The sequence below is a fragment of the Telluria sp. LT2P80 genome, from assembly GCF_059685955.1.
This window is the reverse complement of sequence record NZ_JCASIO010000002.1, coordinates 474,552-499,202: the sequence shown is the minus strand read 5'-3', so window position 1 is coordinate 499,202 and position 24,651 is coordinate 474,552. Positions and strand designations below refer to the sequence as shown.

Below are 24,651 nucleotides of genomic sequence, written 5' to 3'. Positions count from 1 at the left end.
CTTCAAAAATTGCTTTTTAATTCTACTCTGACCCTAATTTATTTAACATTGATTTGGGGGTTATTAGCCCAGCCAGAGGCGGTAGCCGACGCCGGTTTCGGTGAGGAGGTGGCGGGGTTGGGCGGGGTCGGGTTCGAGTTTGTGGCGCAGGTGGCCCATGTAGATGCGCAGGTAGTGGCTGCTTTCGGCGTGGCCCGGGCCCCAGACGGCGCGTAGCAGTTGCGGGGCGGTCATCACGCGGCCGGCGTTGCTGACCAGGACGGCGAGCAGGCGGTATTCGGTAGGCGTTAAGTGGACGTGTTCGCCATTTCTCGTCACCACACGGTCTTGCAGGTCCACTGACACGTCGCTGAAGTGTGTTTTGCTGTCGCCGCCGGCGGCGGGTTGGCGCTGGCGGCGCAGCGTGGCGCGCACGCGTGCGAGGAGTTCGCCGGTGCCGAATGGTTTCGTCAGGTAGTCGTCGGCGCCGGCGTCGAGGGCGCGGATTTTCTCGCTCTCGGCCACGCGCGCCGACAGCACGATGATCGGCACCACCGACCATTTGCGCACGTCGTGGATGAAGTCGATGCCATCGCCATCCGGCAGGCCGAGGTCGAGCACGATCAGATCGGGGCGGCGCGTGCCGGCGTCGATCAGGCCGCGCGCCATGCTCACCGACTCGTGCACCTGCCAGCCTTCCTGTTCGAGCGCGGCGCGCACGAAGCGGCGGATTTGCGGCTCGTCCTCGACCAGCAGTGCGCAAGGCACGTCAAGCATCGTTTGTCTCCATCGATAGCAAGTCCAGTTCAGGGGGGCTGCCGGCCGGTAGCGAGAACACGAAGCCGGCGCCGCCCAGGGTTGATGCGCAGGCGCGGATCATGCCGCCATGCGCGCCGATGATCGCGCGGCAGATCGCCAGGCCCAGGCCTACGCCGGGCAGCGCCGATTCGCGCTCCCCGCGCGTGAATTTTTCGAAGATCGCTTCTTCGCTGCCGGCGCGCAGGCCCGGACCGTCATCGCTCACCGTGACGTCGATCCAGGCCCCGCGCGCCAGCGCGGAGATCTCGATGCGCGAGCCGGCTGGCGTGTATTTTGCGGCATTTTCAACGAGGTTGCACAGCACGCGTTCGATCAGCACGGCGTCGAAACGCACCAGCGGCATATCGGGCGGCAGGCGCACCGTCACCGTGTGCTGGCGCAACGCCGCGCCGCAGGCGCGCAGTGCGCTGCCGACCACTTCTTCGAGCGCCTGCCATTCCAGGTTGAAGCGCACTTCCCCGCTTTCGATGCGCGCCATGTCCAGCAGGTTCGCCACCAGGGTCCCCATGCGCACCGCTTCATCGTGCAGCGCCTGCGCCAGCGCCTGTGATTTATCGGGCAGCGCCGGCTCGCCACGCAGCAGCGATTCGGACAAGCCCACCAGCGCCGTGAACGGCGTGCGCAGATCGTGCGACAGCGCCGCCAGCAGCGAATTGCGCAGCCGCTCCGATTCCATGTTCACCAATGCCGCCTGCGCTACCTCGACGTAATGCACACGCTCGAGCGCGATCGCGGCCAGCGCCGCCAGTGCGTCGAGCTGGCGCCGCTGCTCGGGAATCAGGACCCAGCGCCCGCCTTCCGGCTCGATCGCCAGCACGCCGCGTGTGCGCATCGGCGCCACCAGCGGCAGATAGAACAACGGGCATGCGGGCAGCGTGTCCGTGCCCAGACCCGCCGGCTGAGCGTGGTCATATGCCCACTGGGCGATGCCCAGGTCGACGTTGCCGGGCGCCGGTCCAGTTGCGCCGCCATCTTCCGCCGCCGGCATGCCGAGCCGCCCGTCGGCATCGGGCACCAGCAGCGTGGCGCGTGCGCCGAACGCATTCTGGATCACGGTGCGGCTCGACTCGAACACCTGCGACGCCGCCAGCGCACCGGATAACTCGCGCGCGAATTCGTACAGCGCGCGCACGCGCCGCTCGCGCTGCGCCGCCACGCGCGCCTGGAAGCGCAGGCCAGCTGTCAGGTGCCCAGTAATCAGGCCGACGGCCAGCATCACGGCGAACGTGATCAGGTACTGCACGTCGCTCACCGCGAAATCGAAACGCGGCGGCACGAAGAAGAAATCGAAGCTGGCCACGCCGACGCAGGTGGCGGTAACCGATGGCGCGCGCCCGAAACGCATGGCCACGAGCAGCACCACCAGCAGGAACAGCATGACGATATTGGCCAGATCGAGCCACGGCCTCAGTGGCGTAGCCACCAGCGCCGTGAGCAGGCTGGCACCGGCAGCCAACGCGTGCGGCAGCAATGGCTGGCCTGGCTCTGCTGCTGCACCCATAGCCGCCGTGGCGCCGCTGACCGCAGCAGGCGGCACCGCCGGTTGCCCGATCTCGATCAGGTCCACACCCGGCGCGAGCCGCGCAAGCCGGCGCGCGGTTCGCCGGCGCCACGGCCAGCGCGAGCCATCCCGGCCCAGCGCGATGCGCGACAGATTATGGTCGCGCGCATAATCGAGCGTGCTGGCCGCGATGTCCTCGCCCGACAGCACGGCCGTGGTGGCGCCCAGGCTGTGCGCGAGTTTGAGGGTGTCCATGATGCGCACCCGCGCGGTCTCGGGCAGCTTGCCCAGGCGCGCCGTTTCGACATACACCGCATGCCAGGCCGTGCCCAGTTGCGACGCCATGCGCGCACTGCTGCGCACGACGTGCTCGGCGTGGCTTCCCGGCCCGAGACACACCAGCAGGCCGGCGCCGGTCTTCCAGATCGCGTCGATCGATTGCGCTTCGCGCCAGGCGCGCACGTCGCCTTCGACGCGGTCGGCCGTGCGGCGCAGCGCCAGTTCGCGCAGCGCGATCAGGTTGCCCTTCCTGAAGAAATTACCGGCCGCGCGCTCGGCCTGCTGCGGCTGATACACCTTGCCCTCTTTCAGGCGCGCCAGCAGCGCATCGGCCGTCAGGTCGACCATCACGATCTCGTCGGCGCTGTCGAACACGCGATCGGGCACTGTCTCGGCCACGCGGATGCCCGCGATGCCGCCCACCACGTCGTTCAGGCTTTCCAGGTGCTGCACGTTGACGGTGGTGAGCACGTCGATGCCCGCCGCCAGCAGTTCTTCGACGTCCTGCCAGCGCTTGGGATGGCGCGAACCGGGCGCGTTCGAATGCGCCAGTTCGTCGACCAGGATGACACCGGGCGCACGCGCCAGTGCGGCATCGAGATCGAATTCGTCGAGCGTCTTGCCGCGATAGTCGATGCGCCGCCGCGGCAGCAGTTCGAGCCCGTCGAGCAAGCGCGCCGTCTCGGTGCGTCCGTGGGTTTCGATCACGCCCACCAGCGGTGCGGCGCCCTCGCGCTGCAGCTTGCGCGCCTCTTGCAGCATGGCGTAGGTCTTGCCCACGCCGGCCGAGGCGCCGAAATAAATGCGCAGGCGCCCACGCGCTGCGCGCCGGTCCTGCTCGCGCAGTTGCGCAAGCAGTGCGTCGGGGTCGGGTCGCTGGTCGTCGTGCGGCATCATCTAGCGAGTATGACCGCTTTCGGGGCCGCTGGCCACGCCGGCTGCCTGGTCCAGCGCCAGGTTCAGCGCCAGCACGTTCACGCGCGGCGCACCTGGCAAGCCAGGCAGCGGCAGCTCGGTGTGCCGTTCGATCAGCGCGCCGACCCGTTCGACCGGCATCGCACGCGCACGCGCTACCCGCGCTGCCTGGTACTGCGCGCCCGCCACACTGATCTCGGGATCGAGACCGCTGGCCGACGCCGTCACCAGGTCGACTGGCACCGGCGCGGTGTTGGACGGGTCGAGTGCGCGCAGCGCAGCCACGCGGCCCTTGACCGCTTCCTGCAGGGCCGGGTTGAGCGGGCCCTGGTTCGAGCCGCCCGAACCGCCGCCGTTATTGGCCATCGGGCCGGTGGCCGATGGCCGGCCCCAGAAGTAGCCTGGCGCAGTGAATGACTGGCCGATCAGCGCCGAGCCGACGGTCTTGCCATCCCGTTCCACCAGGCTGCCATTGGCCTGGACGGGGAACGCCGACTGGGCGATCCCGGTCACGGCCAGTGGATAGAGCACGCCGCAGATCAGCGTGAGCACCGCGAACAGCACGAGTGCGGGGCGAAGAATCGATTGCATGAAAACTCCTAGGTCAGATTGAGCGCAGCAAGCGCCATGTCGATCAGCTTGATGCCGGCGAACGGCAGCAGCAGGCCACCAAAGCCGTAGATCAGCATGTTCCGGCGCAGCAGGGCCGCCGCGCCGATGGCGCGATAACGCACGCCGCGCAGCGCCAGCGGGATCAGCACCACGATGATCAGGGCATTGAAGATCACGGCCGACATGATGGCCGACGATGGACTGGTCAGCCCCATCACGTCCAGCGCCTTCAGCTCGGGATAGGTGGCGACGAACATGGCCGGCACGATCGCGAAGTACTTGGCGATGTCGTTCGAGATCGAGAACGTCGTCAGCGCGCCGCGCGTCATCAGCATCTGTTTGCCGATTTCGACGATCTCGAGCAGCTTGGTCGGATTCGAATCCAGGTCGACCATATTGCCGGCCTCCTTGGCCGCCTGCGTGCCCGAATTCATGGCCACCGCGACATCGGCCTGGGCCAGCGCCGGTGCGTCGTTGGTGCCGTCGCCCGTCATCGCCACCAGCTTGCCTTCGCTCTGATACCTGCGGATCAGCGCGAGCTTTTCTTCCGGCGTCGCTTCGGCAATGAAGTCATCGACCCCCGCTTCGGCCGCAATTGCCGCCGCCGTGAGCTTGTTGTCGCCAGTGACCATCACGGTCTTGACGCCCATGCGGCGCAGTTCGGCGAAGCGCTCGCGGATACCGCCCTTGACGACGTCCTTGAGTTCGACCACGCCCATCACGCGGCTGCCGTCGGCCACCACGAGCGGCGTGCTGCCACGGCGCGACGCTTCGTCGACGCTGCGTTCCACGTCGCCGGGCCAGACCGCGCCGAGCGACTCCATGTGACGCCGGAGTGCCGAGGCGGCGCCCTTGCGCAACTGCCGCTCACCCAGGTCCACGCCACTCATGCGCGTCTGGGCCGTGAACGGCACGAACACCGCGCCAAGCGACTCCATTGCCCGTTCGCGCAGATTGAAGCGGTTCTTGGCCAGCACCACGATGCTGCGGCCTTCCGGCGTTTCGTCGGCCAGCGAAGCCAGTTGCGCCACGTCGGCCAGTTCCTCTTCGGTCACGCCGGGCGCCGGCAGGAAGGCAGCGGCCTGGCGGTTACCGAACGTGATGGTGCCCGTCTTGTCGAGCAGGAGCACGTCGACGTCGCCGGCCGCTTCCACCGCGCGGCCCGACGTGGCGATCACATTGGCCTGCAACATGCGGCTCATGCCGGCCACGCCGATGGCCGACAGCAGGCCACCGATCGTCGTCGGAATCAGGCACACCAGCAGCGCCACCAGTGCGGTGAGCGTCACCGGCGAACCACTGCCGGACGCCTGCACGGCAAACAGCGAGAACGGCAGCAGCGTCACCGTCACGACCAGGAACACGATCGTCAGCGCCACGAGCAGGATGGTCAGCGCGATCTCGTTCGGCGTCTTCTTGCGGGACGCGCCTTCGACCATGCCGATCATCCGGTCCAGGAACGTCTCGCCAGGATTAGCGCTCACCTGCACCACCAGCCAGTCCGACAGCACGCGGGTGCCGCCGGTAACCGAGCCGAAGTCGCCGCCCGACTCGCGGATCACGGGCGCCGATTCGCCGGTGATGGCGCTTTCGTCGACCGAGGCCACGCCGTCGACCACTTCACCGTCCACGGGAATCACGTCGCCAGCTTCGACCAAAAAGAACATGCCTTTGCGCAGATCGCCCGACGGGCAGGCCTGCCATGGCTCGCCATGCTTGGGCGCCTCGAGCTTTTTCGCCGTCACGGTCTGGCGCAGATTGCGCAGCGATGCCGCCTGCGCCTTGCTGCGGCCTTCGGCCAGCGCTTCGGCGAAGTTCGCAAACAGCACCGTGAACCACAGCCAGACAGCGGTGGCCAGGATGAAGCCGGCGCTTGTTTCGCCGTGCCCGGCCAGCGCCTGGAACCACAGCAGCGTGGTGATGATGCTGCCGATGTAGACGACGAACATCACTGGGCTGCGCAGCTGCGTGCGCGGATGGAGCTTCTTGAGCGCGTCAAGCACCGCCGGCCAGACCAGCGCCCCATCGAACAGGTTCAGCGACTTGCGCGGCGCCTGCACCGGGGTTGCTTCAGTTGGGTTGGTCACTGATTGATCCATTGTCATTCTCCGAACAATTGCAGGTGTTCGACCACAGGACCGAGCGCCAGCGCCGGGACGTAGTTGAGAACACCGACCAGCACGACGATCGCGGCCAGCATGGCGACGAACATCAGGCCATGGGTGGGCAAGGTGCCGGGTGTGGTGGGCAGGCGCTGGCGGCCGGCCAGGGAGCCGGCAATGGCCAGCACCGGTACGATCACGGCAAAGCGGCCGAACCACATGGCCACGGCCAGCAGCGTGTTGTAGAACGGTGTATTGGCCGACAAGCCTGCAAACGCGCTGCCGTTGTTGTTGGCGGCGGACGTGAGCGCATACAGGATTTCGGAGAAGCCGTGCGCGCCCGGATTGGCCACGCCGGCTGCGCCAGCGCCGGTGGTAACGGCCAGTGCGGTGCCCAGCAGGACCAGGCACGGCGTGACCAGGATGACGACGGCGACCATCTTCATCTCGAACGCACCGATCTTCTTGCCCAGGTATTCCGGCGTGCGGCCGATCATCAGGCCGGCGATGAACACCGTCAGGATCGCGAACACCAGCATGCCGTACAGGCCCGAGCCGACACCGCCGAAGATCACTTCACCGAACTGCATCATCACCATCGGCACCATGCCGCCCAGCGGCGTGAACGAGTCGTGCATGGCGTTGACGGCGCCGCACGATGCGGCCGTGGTCACGACGGCGAACAGGCTCGATGCGGCGATGCCGAAGCGGGTCTCCTTGCCTTCCATATTGCCGCCCGACTGCAGGCTGCTTGCCACCTGGTCGATGCCCAGTGGCGCCAGCAGCGGATTGGCTTGCTGCTCGGCGGAGAAGGCCCCGATGGCCGCAATCACGAAGATCAGCGTCATCGTGCCCAGCACGGCCCAGCCCTGGCGGGTGTCGCCCACCATGCGGCCGAACGCGAAGCACAGCGCGGCCGGGATCAGGAAGATGGCGATCATCTGCGCAAAGTTCGACAGCGCGGTCGGGTTTTCAAACGGGTGCGCGGAATTGGCGTTGAAATAGCCACCGCCGTTCGTGCCCAGCATCTTGATGGCTTCCTGCGAAGCGACGGGACCCATTGGAATGACCTGCGTCTCGGCACGTGTCTCGACTGCCGCCTGGCCATCGCTGGCCGGCTGCGTGTAGGTGACCGGCTCAATCATCTGCGCTTCGGCGTGCGGCGCCAGGCTCTGTACCACACCCTGCCCCACCAGAAACACGGCGAGGATCACGGACAGCGGCAGCAGCACATACAGTGTCGAGCGCGTGACGTCGACCCAGAAATTGCCGATCGCGCCGGCCGAACGGGCAGCAAAGCCGCGAATCAGCGCGAACGCGACGGCGATGCCGGTGGCGGCCGAAAAGAAGTTCTGGCCGGCCAGGCCGACCATCTGGGTCAGGATGCTCATCGTCTGCTCGCCGCTGTAGCCTTGCCAGTTGGTGTTGGCGACAAAGCTGACGGCGGTGTTGAAACTCGAATCGGGGCTCACGCCCGCCATGCCTTCCGGGTTGAGCGGGAGCCAGCCTTGCAGGCGCTGCAGGCCATAGACAAAGATCACGCCCACCGCATTGAACGCGATCAGCGCCAGCGCATAGGCTTTCCAGGTCTGGGCGGCGCCGGCAGCGGGCCCCGCAGCGCGCAGCAGCACGCGCTCGATGCCGCCGACCCAGCCCAGGCCGGGCACGGCGCCCGGTTGGATGTCGGCGGCGCCGATGCGCGCCAGCAGCGCGCCCAGTGGCCAGGCCAGCGCCAGCAGCACGACCAGAAACAGCGCGAGCAGCGGCAGGAACTGCGTCATCAGTTCAGTGGTGGCCATCACATGTCCTCCGGTTTGAAGAGGGCGATCAGGAGATAGACGAGGAGCGCGCAGGCGGCCAGGCCGCCGATCACGTAGGAGAGATTCATTGCTTGCCTCCGAGGAGTCCGCAACCGCTCACCAGCAGGCAAGTCAGGCGGACGAAGACGAGGAGCGCGCCGATATAGATGAGATCCATGGACATTCGCTTTCAGCGAGGTTGTTATTCTGGTGGTTGGATTCAGAAGGTGCGGCTGAGGCTCAGCTGCAGCGCGTCGCGGCCCGTGAACTTGCCGTTTCTTGGCGAGGCGTACGCGCTCTTGCTGGCGTTGGTACCGACATACGCGACGGCGACCGTGGCCAACGCGAAGCTGCGCGAGGCGCCGATCTTCCAGTCGGTGTAATCGGCTGCCGGATTGTTGTCCACGCGCTGGCGGCCGGCGTGCAGCTGCACCGTGATGCCATGGCCGGCGTCGAGATTGGCGCCGATGTCGAGGTAGCCGCTGCCTTCGCTGTCGACGAAGCCAAACAGGTTCGTGGTGGCGTGCGAATACTTGATGTAGGCAGGGCCGTAACCCAGTTGTGCATACACCTCGGTGGTGTTGGCGTTGACGAAGCCGGCGACCTGGCCCAGGCCATTGTCCGGATACAGATAGCGCAGCACGCCGACGTCGTACGTCAGACCCGAGGACAGGCCGACCGCGATCTCGCCGCGCTTGCCCGCGTACAGGTCGATCTCCACGTCGCCGTCGCCCCCTGCGTCCTTCGCGAACTTGACGGTAGAGCCCCAGGCGCCGACGTACCAGCCAGCGGCGTGGACGTAATCAAGACCGCCCTGCACTGCCGGTTGCAGGCGCGTCTGCGAAATGCCGCGGTAGCGGTAGTCCGATGTGATCGCGGCGTTGAAGGTGACGGGGGATGCGGCTGCGGAAGGTTCGGCCAGCGCGACGGTGTCGGTGACCTGGCCCTGGGCCGCGCCACTGATGGCCAGCATGGCGGCTGCCGCCAGGACGGCGCGCCGTGCTTGAATCGATGCGTTCATGGTGTCTGCTCGTGGTTGTGTTGGAACCCAGGCGGCGCACGATAGCGCTGCATGGAACACGAGCAGGTTAGCGATTCAGGCGTAAAAACCGGGTATAAAGCTTGGCCCCCGGTGTATACGTGATGTAAACGTCGGCCTTAACGCACCGGCTGCGCGCGCAGCCAGTCCATGTACTTCGCCACGCCGGTGGCCGCGTCGGTGAACGGTTCGTTGTAGCCGGCTGCGCGCAGTGCCGAGATGTCGGCCTGCGTGAAGCTCTGGTACTTGCCCTTCAATTTGTCCGGGAATGGCAGGTACTCGAGCAGGCCCTGGTCGACGATCTCCTGCAGCGTCAAGGCCGGCTTGCCTTCGTTGGCCAATGCGTTGGCGGTGGCCACCGCCAGGTCGTTGAACGGCTGCGCGCGACCGGTGCCCAGGTTGAAGATGCCGCGCTGTTCGGGATGGTCCAGGAAGAACAGGTTGACCTTGACGACATCATCGATGTAGACGAAATCGCGCATCTGCGCGCCGGCTTCGTAACCATCGTTGGCGCCGAACAGCCGCACCTTGCCGTCCTTCAGGAACTGGTGGTACTGGTGGAACGGCACCGACGCCATCGTGCCCTTGTGTCCTTCCAGCGGTCCGTAGACGTTGAAGTAGCGCAGGCCAACGACCTGGCTGCCCGCATCCTTGCCCTTGGTGGCCCAGTAGCGGCGCAGGTACTGGTCGAACAGGAATTTCGAGTAGCCGTACACGTTCAGTGGCCGCTCGAGCGGCCGCTCTTCGCGAAACACGGTGCCGGCGCCATACACGGCGGCTGACGACGCGTAGATGAACGGGATGTCCTGGCGCTGGCAGAATTCGAACAACGCGACCGTGTAGTCGTAGTTATTCTTCATCATGTAGCGGCCATCGGTCTCCATCGTGTTCGAGCACGCGCCCTGGTGCAGCACGGCGGTGAACTTGTTGTCGAACTCCCCGGCCTTCAGGCGCACCAGGAAGTCTTCCTTGTCGGCGTAATCCGCGATCTCGGCGTCGACGATGTTATGAAATTTTTCGGGCCGCGACATATTGTCGACGGCGAACACGCTGAACGGCTGGCGCGCTGACAGCGCATGCACGAGGTTCGCGCCAATAAAACCTGCGGCGCCGGTAACCAGAATCATGATGGGGTCCTCTGTTAAATCGTTTGGCTTGCCCGCATCACGCGGCGGCAAGCATGGATTGCAAGGGCTGCCAGACAGCCTGCGGCAGGATCTGCTTCATGCAGTTCTGGTGGCCCAGCGGGCATTCGCGCTGCTGGCACGGCGAGCATTCGATGTGCAGCCACAGGATCTGCGCCAGCTGCGACAGCGGCGGCGTGTGGCGCGGATCGGTCGGGCCATAGATGGCCACCACGGGCCGCCCCAGCGCCGCGCCGATGTGCATCAGGCCCGAGTCGTTCGTGACCACGGCAGCAGCGCGCGAGATCAGCGCGATGGCTTCGGCCAGCGAAGTCGACCCGGCGAGGTTATGCGCCTGCGGCGCGATCGCCGTGATCTCGTCGCAGACCCCGCGGTCTTTCGGTGAGCCGAGCAGCAGGATCTGTACATCCGGGCGATGCGCCAGGATCGTTTGCGCAAGCTCGGCAAAGTACGCGGACGGCCAGCGCTTGGCGGGGCCGAATTCGGCGCCCGGCGCAAACACGACGTGCGCGCCGCCCGGCAGCTGCAGGCGCGCGAGCGCGGTCTGCGCTTCTGCTGGCGCCACGGTCATCACCGGTTCGGGCAGACGCTCGGGCCGCGCCAGGTCGCGCACCGGCGCATCGGCCAGCGCCTGGTAGAACTGGGCCATCGGACGCGGCGCCCTCTTGTCGTCGTGGTGCATGACATTGACCAGGCCATAGCGCATCTCGCCCTTGTAGCCCACGCGGCGCGGGATGCCGGCCAGCCACGGGATCAGGGCGAACTTGAGCGTATTGGGCAAGACGTATGAGTCGGCATAGCCGCGCGCCTTGAGCATTTTTGCGAACGCCTTGCGCTCTTTCCACTGCAGCGCGCCATGCTTGAACGGCGACTCGAGCACCGTGTCGACTTCGCGCATTGCGCGCCAGACCGGGGCTACCCAGGTGGGCGCGACGATATCGATCGGCCGGTCGGGATGACGCTCCCGCAGCCGGCGCAGCAAGGGCTGGGCCATGACGGCGTCGCCGATCCAGTTGGGGGAAATCACAAGGGTGCGCTGCATGGTGTTCATCAATCTTGGGCGAAGGGCACAGGCCGCGATTATAGCAATCGTGCGCGATGTGGCGTGCCGCCCGGCCAGATGGACAAATTGACCAATCGTCGTTCGCGGCGCGCTGCCAGGACTATAATTTGCCGATGCACAGGCTTCGCACAACTCGCGCGCTATTTGGCTGGACCGTCCTCGTGGCGTTCCTGTTCGGCCTGTTCACGCCCGTACTGTCGCATGCGATGGCCCTGGCCACCGCCCAGCCGCCCAGCACTTACCTGAGCGAGATTTGCAGCGCCAGCGGCACCCGCCACGTCCTGGTCGTGGACGATGCGGGCCAGACGACGGCGCCACCGGTGCCCGACATGTCGCACTGTGACCTGTGCTGTTCGCACCAGCACGCCGCCATGGCGCCGCCGCCCTACGCCGGCGCACTGCTGGTGGCAAGCGTCGAGCGCGATCCCTACCCGCCCCTGTTCTATCAGGCGCCACGTCCGCAATTCGCCTGGACAGCTGCGCAATCGCGCGGGCCGCCCCCCTCCCTTTCCTGATCCGTCCTCACCCTTGATTCCGGCGCTGCATCTTCATGCAGCACCGGTGGACCATGCGCGGCACGCCATCGCCGTTCGTCGCGCGCACAGGAAATGCAATGACCCCATGTCTTCACACGCGGCCGCGCACGATCGCGCTCGCCCTGGGCTTTACCTTCGTCGTCCCGTGGCAGGTGCACGCCCAGACCATACCCACCGTCGAGATCACGGCCGACGCACCGCGCGCCGGCAGCCTGCTCAACCTCGACACGCCGCTCGATACCGCCAGCCGCCTTGGCTTGAGCGCACGTGAAACCCCGGCCACGGTCACGGTTGTCGACCGCGCACTGATCGACATGCGGGGTGCCCAGGACACGCAGGAAATCCTGCGCGCGATCCCCGGCGTGACCGCCCACAATGCGCCGGGCAATATTGGCGTGAGCTACCGAGGCTTCGGCAGCGGCTCGATCAGCCAGCTGTTCAACGGCATCAACGTCCAGTATGCGATCGCCGCGCGCCCTGTCGACAGCTGGATCATCGACCGCGTCGAAGCCATCGGCGGGCCGTCGAGCTTTCTGTATGGCTCGGGCGCCGTCGGCGGCTCGATCAACTACATCACCAAACTGGCCGAAGCGCGCGAGTTTTCAGAAGCCCAGGCACGGCTTGGCGCGCATGGCTTGAAAGAAGCGTCGGTCGGCCTGAACCGCCAACTGAGCGATGGTCAGTACGTGCGCATCGACATCAACCACCGCGACACCGGCAGCCCGATCGACGGCGTCGACAGTCGCTCGACCCAGCTTGCGGCGTCCCTGCTGTCGCAATTCGGGCGCGGCGTGACGCACACGCTGGCCTATGAATTCCAGCAGGAAGACGTGGACCGGCCCTACTGGGGCACGCCGCTGGCCAATCCGATCGCGGGCCAGGCGCGCATTCTCGAGGCCACGCGCTTCAAGAACTACAACAGCGCCGACGGCGTCTACGACCAGCGCGTGCACTGGCTGCGCTCGATCGGCAAGTGGCAGGTGAGCGACGCGCTGCAGTTCACGAACACGCTGTATCTGTACGATGCGCTGCGCGACTACCGCAATGTCGAGACCTACCGCTTCAACCCGTCCAACACGGCCGTGATCCGCTCGGCCGCCCTGCTCCAGCGCCACCACCAGCGCATGGTGGGCGATCGCCTCGACGGCGTCTACAAGAGCCGCATCGGCGCACGCCGCAGCGACTGGGCCTTTGGCCTGGACGTCAGCGTCAACAAGCAGACGCGCTTTCCGAACAGTCTGCCCGCCACGGTCAGCACGGTCGACCCGTACGACTTCGTCACCGAGCGCTTCTTCACGGTGCCGGGCATGAGCCCGGGCTTCCGCCCCGACCGCGACAACAAGGTCACGACAACGGCGCTGTATATCGAGAACCGCACGGCGCTGGTGCCCACCCTGAACCTGGTGACCGCGCTGCGCCACGAGCGCATTGAACTCGACCTGACCAACCGCCGGGAGGTGACCAGCGCCAGCCCGGCCAGCTTCGCGCGCAGCTACACGCCGACGACGGGCCGCCTTGGCCTGGTATGGGACGTCACGCCCGACATGAACCTGTATGCGCAAACTGCGACGGCGGCCGATCCGCCGTCCGGCGTGCTGTCGACCGCCTCGTTTGCGGACGTGCGCAATAACAGCGAGCTGACCACCGGGCGCCAGTATGAGGTGGGCAGCAAGCTGGGATTCTGGGATGGCAAGGGCACGGCGACGCTGGCCGCGTACCACATCACGCGCAAGAACATCGCGACGCAGGACCCGAACAACAGCGCCCTGACCCTGCTCGTGGGCGAGCAGACGTCGCAAGGCGTCAAACTGGCCATCGGCCTGCAGCCGACGCGCCGCCTTGGCCTGCAGGGCAATGTCACGTACGTGGATGCCGAATACCAGAACTACCGCCAGGGCAACGTGTCGCTGGCCGGGAAAACGCCGGTCAACACGCCGGCAACCGTGGCCAACCTGTGGCTGTCGTACGCCATCACGCCAGCGCTGCAGACGAACGTCGGCGTGCGCCGGGTCGGCAAGGTGTATGCGGATGCGGCCAACACGCTGTACTGGCCGGCCTATACGTTCGTCGACCTTGGCCTGGCCTACCAGATTAACCGCGACGTCACGCTGGTCGGGCGCGTGCGCAATCTGACCGACCGGATCTACGCCGCCAACGTGAACAGCACGATGGCGTACCTGGGCGCGGCGCGCACGGCGGACGTGTCGCTGCGCGTGGCGTTCTGACGGGGAGTCGGGCATGAAAGCACAACTCAAACGCTGGCTGTTCCTGACCCACCGCTGGCTGGGCATCGGTGGTTGCGTGCTGTTTGCGATGTGGTTCGCATCGGGCATCGTCATGATGTACGTCGGTTACCCGAAGCTGACCGATGCCGAACGGCTGGCGCATTTGCCGGCGCTGTCGCAGAACGCCCCGCTGCTGGCACCAGACGTGGCACTGGCCAGGGCCGGCGTCACCGGGTCGCTGGACGGGTTACGCCTGGCGGCGTCCAGTGGCGGACGCGCCGTGTACGTGGCGACGCCGATCGCCAGCGGCAAGACCGGCGCCATCGTCATCGACGCCATCAGCGGCGCGCGCGTGGAATCGGTGAACGCGGCCGATGCGCTGGCCAGCGCTGGCGCCTGGGCCGGCCCCGGCGTGAACGTGCTTTACCGGGACGTCATCGATGAAGACGCCTTCACCCATTCGCGCGGGCTCGATGCGCAGCGCCCGCTGCACCGGGTCGAGGTGAATAATGCCGATCGCACGCTGCTGTACGTGTCCGGGAAAACCGGCGAAGTCGTGCGCGACGCAACGCGCAGCGAACAGTTGTGGAATTACGCCGGTGCCTGGATCCACTGGCTGTATCCGTTTCGCGGCAACGTGTTCCAGCCTTACTGGACCAGTATCGTCAATTACCTGGCCATCGCCGGCATCGCGGCCGCGCTGTCAGGCACCGTGGCCGGCATCCTGCGCTGGCGCTTTCGCACGCCGTACCGGAGCGGCGCACGCACGCCGTATCCGGGCGCGATGATGCGCTGGCACCACGTGACGGGTCTGCTGTTTGCGCTGGTGACGGTCGCGTGGATCTTCAGCGGCCTGATGTCGATGAACCCGTGGCACATCTTCGATACCGGCGCGCCCAAGCTGCGCATCGAAGCGATGCAGGGCGGGCCCTTGACGCTGACGGGCCGTGACGCCGCGCCGCCGATGCTGCTGGCCGCCAGCACGGGCGCGGTGCGCGAGTTGCGCTGGGTGCGCGTGCTGGGCCAGAACCGCGTGCTGGCGTACCACGCGGGCGGCGCGCCGCAGGTATTGGACAGCCACACGGCGCGACCGGTGACGCTCGACACGGCGGCGCTGTGGGCTGCAGCCACGCACCTGGTCGATGCACCCGTCGCACGGGTCGAGCAACTGGCTGCGTATGACCTGTATTACTACGCGCGCGATGCGCACACGATGATGGGCGGCGCCGACAAGCCGCTACCGGCATTACGTCTCGTGTTCGACGATCCGCACGCGACCTGGGTGCATCTCGACCCGCATACGGGTGCGGTGCTGGGCCACATCGACAGCGGCAAGCGCACCAGCCGCTGGCTGTTCGCGATGCTGCATTCGTGGGACTGGCTGCCGCTGCTGGAACGGCGGCCGCTATGGGACATCGTGCTGGTCGTGCTGAGCCTCGGTGGTCTGCTGCTCAGCGTGACGGGCGTGGTGATCGGGTGGCGCAGGCTTGGCAAGAAGCTGCGCCCGGCAGGCGTCAACCCGCCGCGTGCCGCCGTGCCTGCGCCGAGTCCGGCGCCGGTAACCGGTCGACATGGTTGATCTTCACGAGGCGCACGAACGAGAGGATGCGGATGACGAGCCAGCCCGCATCGAACTCCCACCACTTCATCGACAGCTTGGCCGACGCCGGGTTGGCGTGGTGGTTGTTGTGCAGTTCGGCGCCACCGAAGATGATCCCGATCGGGAAGAAGTTACGTGACGCTTCCTTCGTCTCGAAGTTACGGTAACCCACCACGTGGAAGATCCCGTTGATGAAGCCTGAGGCCCAGAATGGCAGGATCGAAAACTGGAACAGCCAGATCAAGAAGCCGTTGGTCACGCCAAACGCCAGCATTTCCAGCGCCAGGAACAGGAACGCGCCGCGGAAGCGGTGCTTCGTGTACAGGTGCGCGTCCATCCAGTCTTCCTTGATGCCCACGCCGTAGGCCTTGATCAGGTCCGCGTTGCGGGCGGCCTTCCGGTACAGCAGCGTGCCCTTGGTCAGGATGGTCCAGAGGCCGTGGATCTGCGGGCTGTGCGGGTCGTCGACCGTGTCGCACTTGGCGTGGTGCTTGCGGTGCACCGCCACCCAGGCCTTGGCGGTCACGCCGTAGGTCGTCAGCCAGATCCAGAGGCGAAACAGCTGGCACAGCATCGGGTGGAACGTGATCGCGCGGTGGCTGCGCGAACGGTGCAGATACAGTTCGCTGGCAAACACGGTCATGATGTACGACCCGGCCATGGTGAGCGCGACGCCCGTTGGGGTGAGCTGGATGAATCCTTCGAACACGTTGTTTCTCCTGTTGTACACGGTCTGTGGACGTAACGACGTCCTGACAATGCGACAAGAGTAACGTGCGACTACCGGTTTCTAACGATTGAGAAGAGCGGTATTTCGGGGCCTGTTTGCATGACAAATGCGAACCCTTCTACCGCGCGTCAGCCGATCATGCCAAGCGCCCTGACCTGCTTCACCCACTGCGGGTATTCGTTCATCAACAGGTCGTACAGCGCGACGTCGGGATGCTCGTCGGGCGAGGCCACCGAGAAGAAATCCGCGTTATCGACAAGGCGGCCATCGAGCTCGTCGAGTTTTTCGAGGAACGGGAAATCCGAGTCGGCGAAGCTGGCCAGCGCTTTCGCTTTGGACTTGCGCCCTTTGCCGATGCCCATGAACTGCCAGAAGATCGGCTCGCGGCTGGCCCAGCGCAGCTGGCGTTCGGTCAGCGGCTTGTCGGACGTCGAGCCGTCGGTAACGAACATCACGTACACCGGCACGGCGGCCTTGGCGACGGCACGGCGTTCGCCACCACACGCATCCGGGAAGTAGTGGCGGCGCACGGCTTCGATCGCGGCGCCGTAGCGGGTATCACCTTCGAGCGGGTGGCGCGTGATGATGCCCTTGATGTAGTTCGGCCAGTTCGACAGATCCATCGCCTCGCCCTGATGGACGTTGCGGCCAAACAGGAACACGTCGATCTCGCCGTCGTCATCGAAACGGCAGCCCAGCGCCAGAATGCGCTCGGCGAATTTCTGCACCAGACCCTTGCTGTACAAGGCGCTCATCGAACCGGAGATGTCGAGGACCAGGCAGACCTTGGCACGATGCTGCGCGAGGCCCGCTTTTTCGAGCGACACGGCAGCCGACTTGACCAGATTGACCAGCTGCGGTGCGGCCTGGGCCACGCGCTTTTCGAGGTCGACCGATGGTGTTGAAGGCGCCGGGGGCGCCGGGGGCGCCGCCTCCGCCACTGCGCCGCCAAAGTGGCGCACCAGCGCATCCAGGCCGCCGTTGAAGCCCTGCCCCACGGCCATGAAACGCCAGCCGCCATCCTTGCGATACAGCTCGCCCAGCATGACAGCGCGCTCGCCGGCAAAGTCGCTGCCGCTGAACGTGAAACGCGCGAACTCGCCTTGCGGCCCAACGAGACGCAAATAACCGGTCTGCAGTTGCGCCATCGTCGCTGCGCCCTCGGTGCTGGCGACGATGCTGACGCGCTCGACCCAGCCAGGTAGCCGCACGAGCTGGAAACTGAAGCCCTCGGCATCCTGGCCGACCGCATCCAGCGCCACGCCGCCGCACGGCGTCGCAGGCTGGTTGAAGAAGGTCATGTAGCGTTCGTCCGCCAGCTTGCCGCTGGCATCCAGCGCAAAGCACGCGACATCGAGTACCAGGCCCTGGGCCGACACGCCCGCCTGCAGGACGCCCTCTGGCGCCACGGTGGACAGGGGCAGGCGCTGGCCCCGGGAGAGTGCTTGCATGATCGTGTCCCTGTCAAAAACGGTCGTTCAACTTGTCGTCAAAGCGGATCGGCGATGCGCGTGACCAGCACCGACGCGATACGGCGTTCCAGCACTTCTTCGACTTCCATGCGCAAGCCTTCGATCTCGATGCCGTCGCCCACCAGCGGCAAGGTGCCGAAGCGCTCGAGCATCAGGCCGGCGAGCGACGTGTAGTCGTCGGTGTCGCCCACCAGCGCGTCCACCTCGAGCACCTGTTCCAGGTAGTGAAGATCGGCCGTGCCATCCACGCGCCAGCGCCCGCCGCCCAGGTCCTGCACCACGGGCTGCTCGTCTTCGTCCGGGAATTCGCCGGCGATGGCTTCGAGGATGTCAATTGGCGTGACCAGACCCTGCAAGGTACCGTATTCGTCGGCGATGATGACCAGCTGGCCGTGCGAGCGCTTCAGGCGATCCATCACCTTGAGCACGCCGCTGGCATCGGGCAGGATGATCGGCACGCGGATATGGTTCGCATCGATCGCGCCCGACAGCGCCAGGTCGGCGATCAGATCCTTGGCGCGCGCGACGCCGATCACTTCATCGAGCTCGCCCCGGCAGACCGGGAAGAAGCCGTGCGGCGTGGCCAGGAGCTGGGCGCGGATCGTATCGGCATCGTCCTCGATATTGATCCACGAGATGTCCGAGCGGTTGGTCATGATCGAGCGCACCGAGCGCTGTGACAGGCTCAGTACACCGCTGACCATATTACGCTCTTCGAGCTCGAACGTCGGCTCGTCGGGCTTTTGCTTCTGCTGCTTGCTCGTCACCGGGGCCGGCTCGTCGCCCGGCTCGATCCCGCGCGTGCTGCCCAACAGGCGCAGCACCGCATCGGCCGTGCGATCACGCAGCGGGATGTGCGCATCCTGCTTGACGAAGTTGCGGCGCGCCAGCTGATTGAGCAGTTCGATGACGACCGAGAAGCCAATCGCCGCGTACAGGTAACCCTTCGGAATATGGAAGCCCAGGCCTTCGGCGATCAGCGACAGGCCGATCATCAGCAGGAAGCTCAGGCACAGCACGACGACGGTCGGATGCGCGTTGACAAAGCGCGTGAGCGGCTTGGACGCAAACAGCATGACACCCATCGAAATGACGACAGCGGCCATCATGACGCCCAGCTCGTCGACCATGCCGACCGCGGTGATCACGGCGTCGAGCGAGAACACGGCATCGAGCACGATGATCTGCGCGACGACGGCCGCGAAGCTGGCGTAGGCGCGCTTGCCGGTGGCGACATGCAGCTTGCCTTCGACGCGCTCGTGCAGCTCCATCGTGGCCTTGGCCAGCAGGAAGAAGCCGCCCACCAGCAAAATCAGGTCACGTCCGGAGAACGTCAGCGGGCCGAGGGCAATCAGGGGTGCGGTGAGTTTGACCAGCCAGGCGATGACGGTCAGCAGGCCAAGGCGCATGATCATGGCGAGCGACAGGCCGACAAGGCGGGCTTTGTCACGCTGGTGCGGGGGGAGTTTGTCCGCCAGGATGGCGATGAAGATCAGGTTGTCGATGCCAAGGACGATCTCGAGCACGACAAGGGTGAACAAGCCGACCCAGATATTTGGGTCAAAAAGCCATTCCATTAGGTGTGTTTGGTAGTGATTGGCTCGTCATTGTACGCGATCACGCCGTCAATCAACCATATCCCGGGGGCCGCCGTTGTATTGGCGTCGCCCTTCAAAATGACCGTTCGGCGGCCGGTTTGACCGTCGGTACTGGCAGCAGTGGCTCGATCAACTGGCGGCTCAAAGTGGGCGCGAGCGGCGTGTCCGTGCCCACTTCGGCCGGCCAGTGGCGCGGCAGGTAGTGGCTGCCGAACAGGCGGTCCAGGAATGGCAACGTGGACGCATAGTTGCGGTTGATGTGCTCGTGCCGGCTGTGGTGCCAGTGATGAAAGGCCGGCGTCGTGACGAGCCATTCGAGCGGGCCGAAGCGCCAGCGCAGGTTGGCGTGGATGAAGAAGCCCCACAACGTGCCCAGCACGATCAATGCGGCGGGCGCGGCGCTGCCGACCACCGTCGGGCTGGCCAGGCCCAGCAGATACAGCGGCACGATGCCGAACAGGCGCGTGATGACCATGTCGACGGGATGGCTGCGCGTGTTGGCCAGAAAATGCATGCGTTCGGTGCTGTGGTGTAGCGCGTGGAAGCGCCATAGCCACGGCAGCTCGTGGCTGAGCCGGTGGCCCCAGTAGAAACCGGTCTCGGCGATCACGAAGGCCAGCACCACGCGCACGGCAAGGGGCAAGCCGGCGATGGCGGTGATCAACGCATCCGGCACCACCCAGGCGGCCAGCGCAGCCAGCAGCGCCATCGGCGCGCTCAGCAGCACAATGGGCACCAGGCTACTGAGGAAGTAATACGCGAGGTTATGGCGCAACTCGCCGTTTGGGCCGTCGTGGCGCACGCCGAACCAGCGCTCCAGCGGCACGAACAGGGCCGTGAGCAGGATCAGCCAGACGCACAGGCGCAGTGCGGTGGCGGCGAATTCGGCGGGGGAAACGTTCATGGCAAATGCAGCGTGCGAAATGAGGATCAACCGACAGCAAGCCGGTAGCGGGAAGTGCCTTTGTGGGCAAGCGCGACGCTACCGGGCCTGCCAAATCACATCCGTGCGTTGCGGCGGCGGCGTGCGTTGAAGGCTAGCAGGCCCAGGCCACCGATCATGAGCATCCACGTTGCCGGCTCCGGCACTTCTGCATTCAACGCAACATTATCTAGCAGCATGAATGGTGGAGCGCCTGGTGCGGTGCCCCGGGCCAGGAACGACAGCATTTCGCTGGCATTGGTCGCGGTAAACGCCATGGTGGCCGTTTTCCATCCACTAAATGCATTGTCGGCAATACTCAAAGGCGCGGTGCTGGCGGTGGCACTACCGAAGCCCACTTCCCAGAAGTTGTCGTAGTTGGCGCCATAGAAACCGACCTGCTGCGCCAGCGCGTAATCAAACGTCAGCAAGTAGCTGGTGCCGATCGTCAGGCCGCTGATCAGTTGAGACAGCATGCCCGGATGGTATTGGGAATCCGACGCAAAGAAATTGCCGCCGGTTGGAGATGCAGTGTAGCCATTGCCCTTCCCTTCGAGCCACAGCGCTGACCGCGGGGTGTTCGCGATCGTACTATCCAATACGAAGTTATATCCGCCGCCCTTGCCGCCGTTTTCGCTGCTGGTCCAGCCGGTCAGCGTCGTGCGGTCAGATTCAAGATGCGTACCGTTGACCTTCTTGTTACCCCCTTTGGAGGTCAACTCGAAGTCGCCGTTCTTGACCAGAATCGGGCTGCCGTGGGCGATCCCCGCGCTGAACGTGATGAAGGCTGACAGGAACAGCAGGACTGACTTGATGCGCATGGGACGGACTCCGTGGAATATCGACATTGGTGACAGATAGCGGCATTTTCCTGGGATCGACATGGCCCGGACAATGAAACTTTTGTGGATGATGATCAATTTTTATTGCCTGTAAATATTCTAGCAGGTTCTCAATATGCAAGATCAATATTTATATTGCAATCTTGTTGCTATTATGCATTTTTGAATGGCTTTTTTCCGAAGCACCTGGCGAACCGCAGTGACAGGACACCCACGCTGGACGAATTGCATAAAACAATGGACGAACAGCATGCAGCGAAAACAACAGACAGGTAGGAAGGCGCCGCCGGATGGCAGGCATGCCCTGCCGGTCTGCTACATGAAGTTGTTCAGCGGTTCGTGAAATCACGCACTGACTCAGTACTCTCTGGCCGCGCATCCTGCAGTTTTGAGGAGATACCCCATGTCAGATAATCTTTCGAACAAAGGCAACCCGGACCGCAACCTCATCAGTCTCACCGAGGCTCATGAGGTCCGTTATTGGACTGAAGCCCTGGGCATCAGCAAGGAAGAGCTGGAGCGTGTGGTTGGCCAGGTGGGCAACAGTGCGGCCAAGGTGCGCGAGCACTTGAAGAAGTAATGCAGCGCTTTATGGAGCAGGACAACACGCCGGTCTGGTTCATTACCGGCTGTTCGACTGGCCTGGGCCGGGCGTTGGCTGAACTGATCGTTCAGCGCGGTTGGCGCGTGGTCGTCACCGCGCGCGACAAGCACGCCATTGCAGACATCAAACGCAGCGCACCGGACCGCGTACTCGCACTGTCTCTCGATGTCACGCGTCCGGCAGCTATCGATGCAGCCGTTGCTACGATGCGCGACCAATTCGGCCGCATCGACGTCCTGGTCAACAACGCGGGGTACGGCTACCAGAGCACCGTCGAAGAAGGTGAAGAAGCGGAAATTCGTGCGCAATTCGACACGAACGTCTTCGGCCTGTTTGCCATGACGCGGGCGGTCCTTCCGCTGATGCGCGAGCAGCGCAAGGGCAACATCCTCAACATCACCTCGGTCGCTGGCCTCATCGGTTATCCGGGGTCCGGCTACTACGCCGCATCCAAGCATGCGGTCGAGGGCTGGTCGGACGCGCTGCGCGCCGAAGTACTTCCGCTGGGAATCGGCGTGACCTGCGTCGAGCCTGGGCCATTTCGCACGGATTGGGCGGGCCGCTCCTTGCGCCAGACAGCAAGTGGAATCGCCGATTACGCTGATACGGCGGGAAAACGCCTGGCCGGGACGAAAGAAACGAGTGGCGCGCAGGCCGGCGACCCGGTCAGGGCCGCGCAGGCCATGGTCACGATTGCGAATGGCGCCGACGCGCCACGGCATCTCGTGCTCGGCGCCTGGGGTTTCACTGCCGTTGTTGAGCGCTTGGAGGAACGCGTTCGCGACATCTCGATGCAACGTGATCTGAGTTTGTCTGCCGACTTTGATGACGAGGCATGACCCTTTTAATTGACGAGCAATTTGTTGATGTCTCGTTCTGGAGAATTTAATGAAACCCTATGTTATTTGCCACATGATGTCATCCATCGACGGGCACGCGCTGACCGATGGTTGGGATCGGCCATTCAAGAACGCTGCGGGCGAGCTGTACGAAAAGCTCGCCGCGACGTTTGACTTTGATGGCTGGATTTGTGGCCGTACGACCATGGAAGAAATCGCGCATGGCGAAGGTTATCCGAAAGGGTTGGCGAAGGAGCCGATTCCACGTACGCCCTATTTCGCCAAGCGTGATGCGAAGACCTACGCCATTGCCATCGATGGTCACGGCAAGGTTGCCTGGAAGAGCAATGAAGCACTCGGCTCCCACGTGGTCGCGGTTCTGACGGAGGCCGTGTCGGACGACTATCTGGCCTATCTGCAGTCGATCGAGGTGTCGTATTTTTTCGCGGGCAAAACCGATATCGATCTGGCGCAGGTCGTGCAGACCCTGGCCGATGAGCTGGGCACGAAGCGACTGATCGTCGAAGGCGGGCCGCACGTCAGCGGCTCGTTCGTCAATGCCGGCCTGGTCGATGAAGTCAGCGTGTTGATACTGCCGCTGATCGACGGGCGTGGCCATCATCCTGCGTCGTTTGAAATTGCCGAAGAATCCTGGAAGCAGCCGAGTTATCTGAAACTCGAATCGGCAGAGGTGCAGGACGGTGGCGGCGTGTGGCTGCGTTACAAGCGGTCGTGATGCGTACGGCGCGCGGTGATCATTGATCAACGCGCGCGAGCGTTTGGTCCAAGGCCTGTCTGAATGAATCGAAGGCCTAGACCATCAAGGCCGGCCAGGGATCATGTGCTTCGCTTGCGAAGTCGCTTGCCCAGAGAGATCCCTGGCTTCTCGACATAGTGGTATGCCATGCCAGACAGGGCCAGAGTGATCAGCGCCAGCACCGCAACAAACATCCAGTATATTGGCACCGACATATCAGCCGCGACATCTTTGCCGACAACAAAATTTATCGCCGTAAATAGCACGATGCCGTGGATTAAATAGATGCCGTAAGCGAGTTCGCCGAGCCTGTGAGATGTCGGCAACGAGAGCAGGCCGAACATATTTGCACCGCCGGCAATCACGCAGAAGGCGGTGATCAGCGCGATACACGGCGCAATCTTCAGTAGATTGTCGAATTGAAGGGCTGCAGCAAAACAAAGCAGCACCAATACCGATGCTACCTTTTTTTCACAGAATCGCGTAAATCTTGGATTACGCACCAGGTACGCTGCCAGGATGCCACCTACAAATACGGCTGCGAATCGACTATTCAATCCGATCCGCCAGCCGATGATGAGTGCTGCGACCGAAACCAGCAACAAGAGCCAACCTGGACGTTGCCCTACAGCCAGCGAAATCAATGGCAGAGCCAGATAGAAACACCACTCATAGCGGAGCGACCACGTCACGCCAGCCATGATGATCCAGGAATCGGTGTGGCCGTTGAGTGGCGCTGCAGTGGGAATGGTGAACAGCAACCATTTCGCGACGGCGAGTGAAATTACCTGCGGGCTGTCGATGACGCGCCAGTCTGACAGATAGGCTACGGTTAAAAATACAAATATCAGGACCACATAATAAAGCGGCGCAATACGAAAAAAACGACCGATTAAAAACGCAGCCCAGTCAAACCTGCGCTCCCGCGCATTCATTAGTTTGTCATAGAATAAAAAACGCGTGATCATAAAAAAAATGAGAACGCTGGCCTGGCCAAGAGGTCCGTATAGACTTGGCCGAGGTACATCCCATTTGCCTGTCTGAACTAATACGAACCACATGCACGCATGGTGCAACATCACGAAGAGTGCGAGATAGCCACGCAAACCATTGATCGTGCCAAACCGCATCGGAGGGGGACTTTTTTCTTCAAATACAAATGTGATTCTGATCGCCAGGAATGCCAACAGCGTTAAAGCGACAGCGAAGACAGGATTAGAAATATTCATATAATTGGCAAAGTTGGCTACTTTGCAATTATATATGGTGGTGT

General features: G+C 64.2%; 21 protein-coding genes. 6 read left to right on the top strand and 15 right to left on the bottom strand.

Features of this window, described 5'->3' with window-relative positions; genetic code table 11:
• Positions 1 to 63: 63 nt before the first annotated feature.
• The 9 genes from kdpE to waaF all read right to left on the bottom strand — a co-directional run bounded on the left by kdpE (position 64) and on the right by waaF (position 11,232).
• Positions 64 to 756, bottom strand: a complete 693-nt coding sequence (kdpE, locus tag AC56LW_RS08500; RefSeq protein WP_332530341.1) for a two-component system response regulator KdpE — start codon at positions 754 to 756, stop codon at positions 64 to 66.
• Positions 749 to 3,475 (bottom strand): two-component system sensor histidine kinase KdpD, encoded by a 2,727-nt coding sequence (gene kdpD, locus AC56LW_RS08495; RefSeq protein WP_499633456.1) that lies wholly within the window; start codon positions 3,473 to 3,475, stop codon positions 749 to 751. Before kdpD ends, kdpE begins: the two co-directional genes overlap by 8 nt.
• Positions 3,476 to 4,084, bottom strand: coding sequence for a potassium-transporting ATPase subunit KdpC (kdpC, locus tag AC56LW_RS08490; protein WP_499633454.1), 609 nt, complete (start codon positions 4,082 to 4,084; stop codon positions 3,476 to 3,478).
• Positions 4,085 to 4,092: 8 nt separating this feature from the next.
• Complete coding sequence (gene kdpB / locus AC56LW_RS08485) at positions 4,093 to 6,192, bottom strand: potassium-transporting ATPase subunit KdpB (RefSeq protein WP_499633452.1); 2,100 nt, start codon at positions 6,190 to 6,192, stop codon at positions 4,093 to 4,095.
• A 14-nt stretch (positions 6,193 to 6,206) separates the two neighbouring features.
• Positions 6,207 to 8,006: a potassium-transporting ATPase subunit KdpA gene (gene kdpA / locus AC56LW_RS08480; protein ID WP_499633450.1), complete on the bottom strand. Its 1,800-nt coding sequence runs from the start codon at positions 8,004 to 8,006 to the stop codon at positions 6,207 to 6,209.
• Positions 8,006 to 8,095: a potassium-transporting ATPase subunit F gene (locus AC56LW_RS08475; RefSeq protein ID WP_332530337.1), complete on the bottom strand. Its 90-nt coding sequence runs from the start codon at positions 8,093 to 8,095 to the stop codon at positions 8,006 to 8,008. Before AC56LW_RS08475 ends, kdpA begins: the two co-directional genes overlap by 1 nt.
• 131 nt (positions 8,096 to 8,226) lie before the next feature.
• Complete coding sequence (locus AC56LW_RS08470; RefSeq protein ID WP_499633448.1) at positions 8,227 to 9,027, bottom strand: TorF family putative porin; 801 nt, start codon at positions 9,025 to 9,027, stop codon at positions 8,227 to 8,229.
• A gap of 137 nt (positions 9,028 to 9,164) precedes the next feature.
• Positions 9,165 to 10,175, bottom strand: a complete 1,011-nt coding sequence (gene rfaD, locus AC56LW_RS08465) for an ADP-glyceromanno-heptose 6-epimerase (protein WP_332530429.1) — start codon at positions 10,173 to 10,175, stop codon at positions 9,165 to 9,167.
• A gap of 34 nt (positions 10,176 to 10,209) precedes the next feature.
• A complete protein-coding gene (waaF, locus tag AC56LW_RS08460; protein WP_499633446.1) occupies positions 10,210 to 11,232 on the bottom strand; it encodes a lipopolysaccharide heptosyltransferase II in 1,023 nt (340 codons plus the stop codon).
• A gap of 182 nt (positions 11,233 to 11,414) precedes the next feature.
• Between waaF and AC56LW_RS08455 the strand changes: the two genes are divergently transcribed.
• From AC56LW_RS08455 to AC56LW_RS08445, 3 genes are all read left to right on the top strand, one after another.
• Positions 11,415 to 11,768 (top strand): DUF2946 domain-containing protein, encoded by a 354-nt coding sequence (locus AC56LW_RS08455; RefSeq protein ID WP_499633444.1) that lies wholly within the window; start codon positions 11,415 to 11,417, stop codon positions 11,766 to 11,768.
• Between the two features lie 98 nt (positions 11,769 to 11,866).
• Positions 11,867 to 14,014 (top strand): TonB-dependent receptor, encoded by a 2,148-nt coding sequence (locus tag AC56LW_RS08450; RefSeq protein WP_499633442.1) that lies wholly within the window; start codon positions 11,867 to 11,869, stop codon positions 14,012 to 14,014.
• A gap of 13 nt (positions 14,015 to 14,027) precedes the next feature.
• Positions 14,028 to 15,593, top strand: coding sequence for a PepSY domain-containing protein (locus AC56LW_RS08445; RefSeq protein ID WP_499633440.1), 1,566 nt, complete (start codon positions 14,028 to 14,030; stop codon positions 15,591 to 15,593).
• Here AC56LW_RS08445 and AC56LW_RS08440 read toward each other — a convergent pair.
• The 5 genes from AC56LW_RS08440 to AC56LW_RS08420 form a co-directional block, all read right to left on the bottom strand.
• On the bottom strand, positions 15,529 to 16,323 hold the full coding sequence (locus AC56LW_RS08440) for a fatty acid desaturase (RefSeq protein WP_332530331.1): 795 nt from the start codon (positions 16,321 to 16,323) through the stop codon (positions 15,529 to 15,531). The genes AC56LW_RS08445 and AC56LW_RS08440 overlap by 65 nt on opposite strands.
• A 149-nt stretch (positions 16,324 to 16,472) precedes the next feature.
• Positions 16,473 to 17,795, bottom strand: a complete 1,323-nt coding sequence (locus AC56LW_RS08435) for a VWA domain-containing protein (protein WP_499633439.1) — start codon at positions 17,793 to 17,795, stop codon at positions 16,473 to 16,475.
• 38 nt (positions 17,796 to 17,833) lie between these two features.
• Positions 17,834 to 19,393, bottom strand: a complete 1,560-nt coding sequence (locus AC56LW_RS08430; RefSeq protein ID WP_499633437.1) for a TerC family protein — start codon at positions 19,391 to 19,393, stop codon at positions 17,834 to 17,836.
• A gap of 94 nt (positions 19,394 to 19,487) precedes the next feature.
• Entirely contained in the window at positions 19,488 to 20,318 is an 831-nt protein-coding gene (locus AC56LW_RS08425) for a sterol desaturase family protein (RefSeq protein ID WP_499633435.1), read from the bottom strand.
• A 95-nt stretch (positions 20,319 to 20,413) separates the two neighbouring features.
• The gene (locus tag AC56LW_RS08420) at positions 20,414 to 21,157 is read right to left on the bottom strand and encodes a PEPxxWA-CTERM sorting domain-containing protein (protein WP_499633433.1); all 744 of its coding nucleotides are present in this window, start codon (positions 21,155 to 21,157) and stop codon (positions 20,414 to 20,416) included.
• Between the two features lie 424 nt (positions 21,158 to 21,581).
• Here AC56LW_RS08420 and AC56LW_RS08415 point away from each other — a divergent pair, with 424 nt between their 5' ends.
• The 3 genes from AC56LW_RS08415 to AC56LW_RS08405 are packed head-to-tail and all read left to right on the top strand — an operon-like array spanning position 21,582 to position 23,357.
• Complete coding sequence (locus tag AC56LW_RS08415) at positions 21,582 to 21,758, top strand: DUF3606 domain-containing protein (RefSeq protein WP_499633431.1); 177 nt, start codon at positions 21,582 to 21,584, stop codon at positions 21,756 to 21,758.
• 11 nt (positions 21,759 to 21,769) lie between these two features.
• A complete protein-coding gene (locus AC56LW_RS08410; protein ID WP_499633685.1) occupies positions 21,770 to 22,621 on the top strand; it encodes an oxidoreductase in 852 nt (283 codons plus the stop codon).
• Positions 22,622 to 22,670: 49 nt separating this feature from the next.
• The gene (locus tag AC56LW_RS08405) at positions 22,671 to 23,357 is read left to right on the top strand and encodes a dihydrofolate reductase family protein (protein ID WP_499633429.1); all 687 of its coding nucleotides are present in this window, start codon (positions 22,671 to 22,673) and stop codon (positions 23,355 to 23,357) included.
• Positions 23,358 to 23,458: 101 nt separating this feature from the next.
• On the opposite strand, the gene AC56LW_RS08400 is transcribed toward AC56LW_RS08405, so the two are convergent.
• Positions 23,459 to 24,607, bottom strand: coding sequence for an acyltransferase family protein (locus AC56LW_RS08400; RefSeq protein ID WP_499633427.1), 1,149 nt, complete (start codon positions 24,605 to 24,607; stop codon positions 23,459 to 23,461).
• Positions 24,608 to 24,651: the final 44 nt, after the last annotated feature.

What these genes read in the sequence shown, in the direction of transcription:
- kdpE (WP_332530341.1), bottom strand. Translation starts at nt 756, where the DNA reads ATGCTTGACGTGCCTTGCGCACTGCTGGTCGAGGACGAGCCGCAAATC.
- kdpD (WP_499633456.1), bottom strand. Translation starts at nt 3,475, where the DNA reads ATGATGCCGCACGACGACCAGCGACCCGACCCCGACGCACTGCTTGCG.
- kdpC (WP_499633454.1), bottom strand. Translation starts at nt 4,084, where the DNA reads ATGCAATCGATTCTTCGCCCCGCACTCGTGCTGTTCGCGGTGCTCACG.
- kdpA (WP_499633450.1), bottom strand. Translation starts at nt 8,006, where the DNA reads ATGGCCACCACTGAACTGATGACGCAGTTCCTGCCGCTGCTCGCGCTG.
- AC56LW_RS08475 (WP_332530337.1), bottom strand. Translation starts at nt 8,095, where the DNA reads ATGAATCTCTCCTACGTGATCGGCGGCCTGGCCGCCTGCGCGCTCCTC.
- AC56LW_RS08470 (WP_499633448.1), bottom strand. Translation starts at nt 9,027, where the DNA reads ATGAACGCATCGATTCAAGCACGGCGCGCCGTCCTGGCGGCAGCCGCC.
- waaF (WP_499633446.1), bottom strand. Translation starts at nt 11,232, where the DNA reads ATGCAGCGCACCCTTGTGATTTCCCCCAACTGGATCGGCGACGCCGTC.
- AC56LW_RS08450 (WP_499633442.1), top strand. Translation starts at nt 11,867, where the DNA reads ATGACCCCATGTCTTCACACGCGGCCGCGCACGATCGCGCTCGCCCTG.
- AC56LW_RS08445 (WP_499633440.1), top strand. Translation starts at nt 14,028, where the DNA reads ATGAAAGCACAACTCAAACGCTGGCTGTTCCTGACCCACCGCTGGCTG.
- AC56LW_RS08435 (WP_499633439.1), bottom strand. Translation starts at nt 17,795, where the DNA reads ATGCAAGCACTCTCCCGGGGCCAGCGCCTGCCCCTGTCCACCGTGGCG.
- AC56LW_RS08430 (WP_499633437.1), bottom strand. Translation starts at nt 19,393, where the DNA reads ATGGAATGGCTTTTTGACCCAAATATCTGGGTCGGCTTGTTCACCCTT.
- AC56LW_RS08425 (WP_499633435.1), bottom strand. Translation starts at nt 20,318, where the DNA reads ATGAACGTTTCCCCCGCCGAATTCGCCGCCACCGCACTGCGCCTGTGC.
- AC56LW_RS08420 (WP_499633433.1), bottom strand. Translation starts at nt 21,157, where the DNA reads ATGCGCATCAAGTCAGTCCTGCTGTTCCTGTCAGCCTTCATCACGTTC.
- AC56LW_RS08415 (WP_499633431.1), top strand. Translation starts at nt 21,582, where the DNA reads ATGTCAGATAATCTTTCGAACAAAGGCAACCCGGACCGCAACCTCATC.
- AC56LW_RS08410 (WP_499633685.1), top strand. Translation starts at nt 21,770, where the DNA reads ATGGAGCAGGACAACACGCCGGTCTGGTTCATTACCGGCTGTTCGACT.
- AC56LW_RS08405 (WP_499633429.1), top strand. Translation starts at nt 22,671, where the DNA reads ATGAAACCCTATGTTATTTGCCACATGATGTCATCCATCGACGGGCAC.
- AC56LW_RS08400 (WP_499633427.1), bottom strand. Translation starts at nt 24,607, where the DNA reads ATGAATATTTCTAATCCTGTCTTCGCTGTCGCTTTAACGCTGTTGGCA.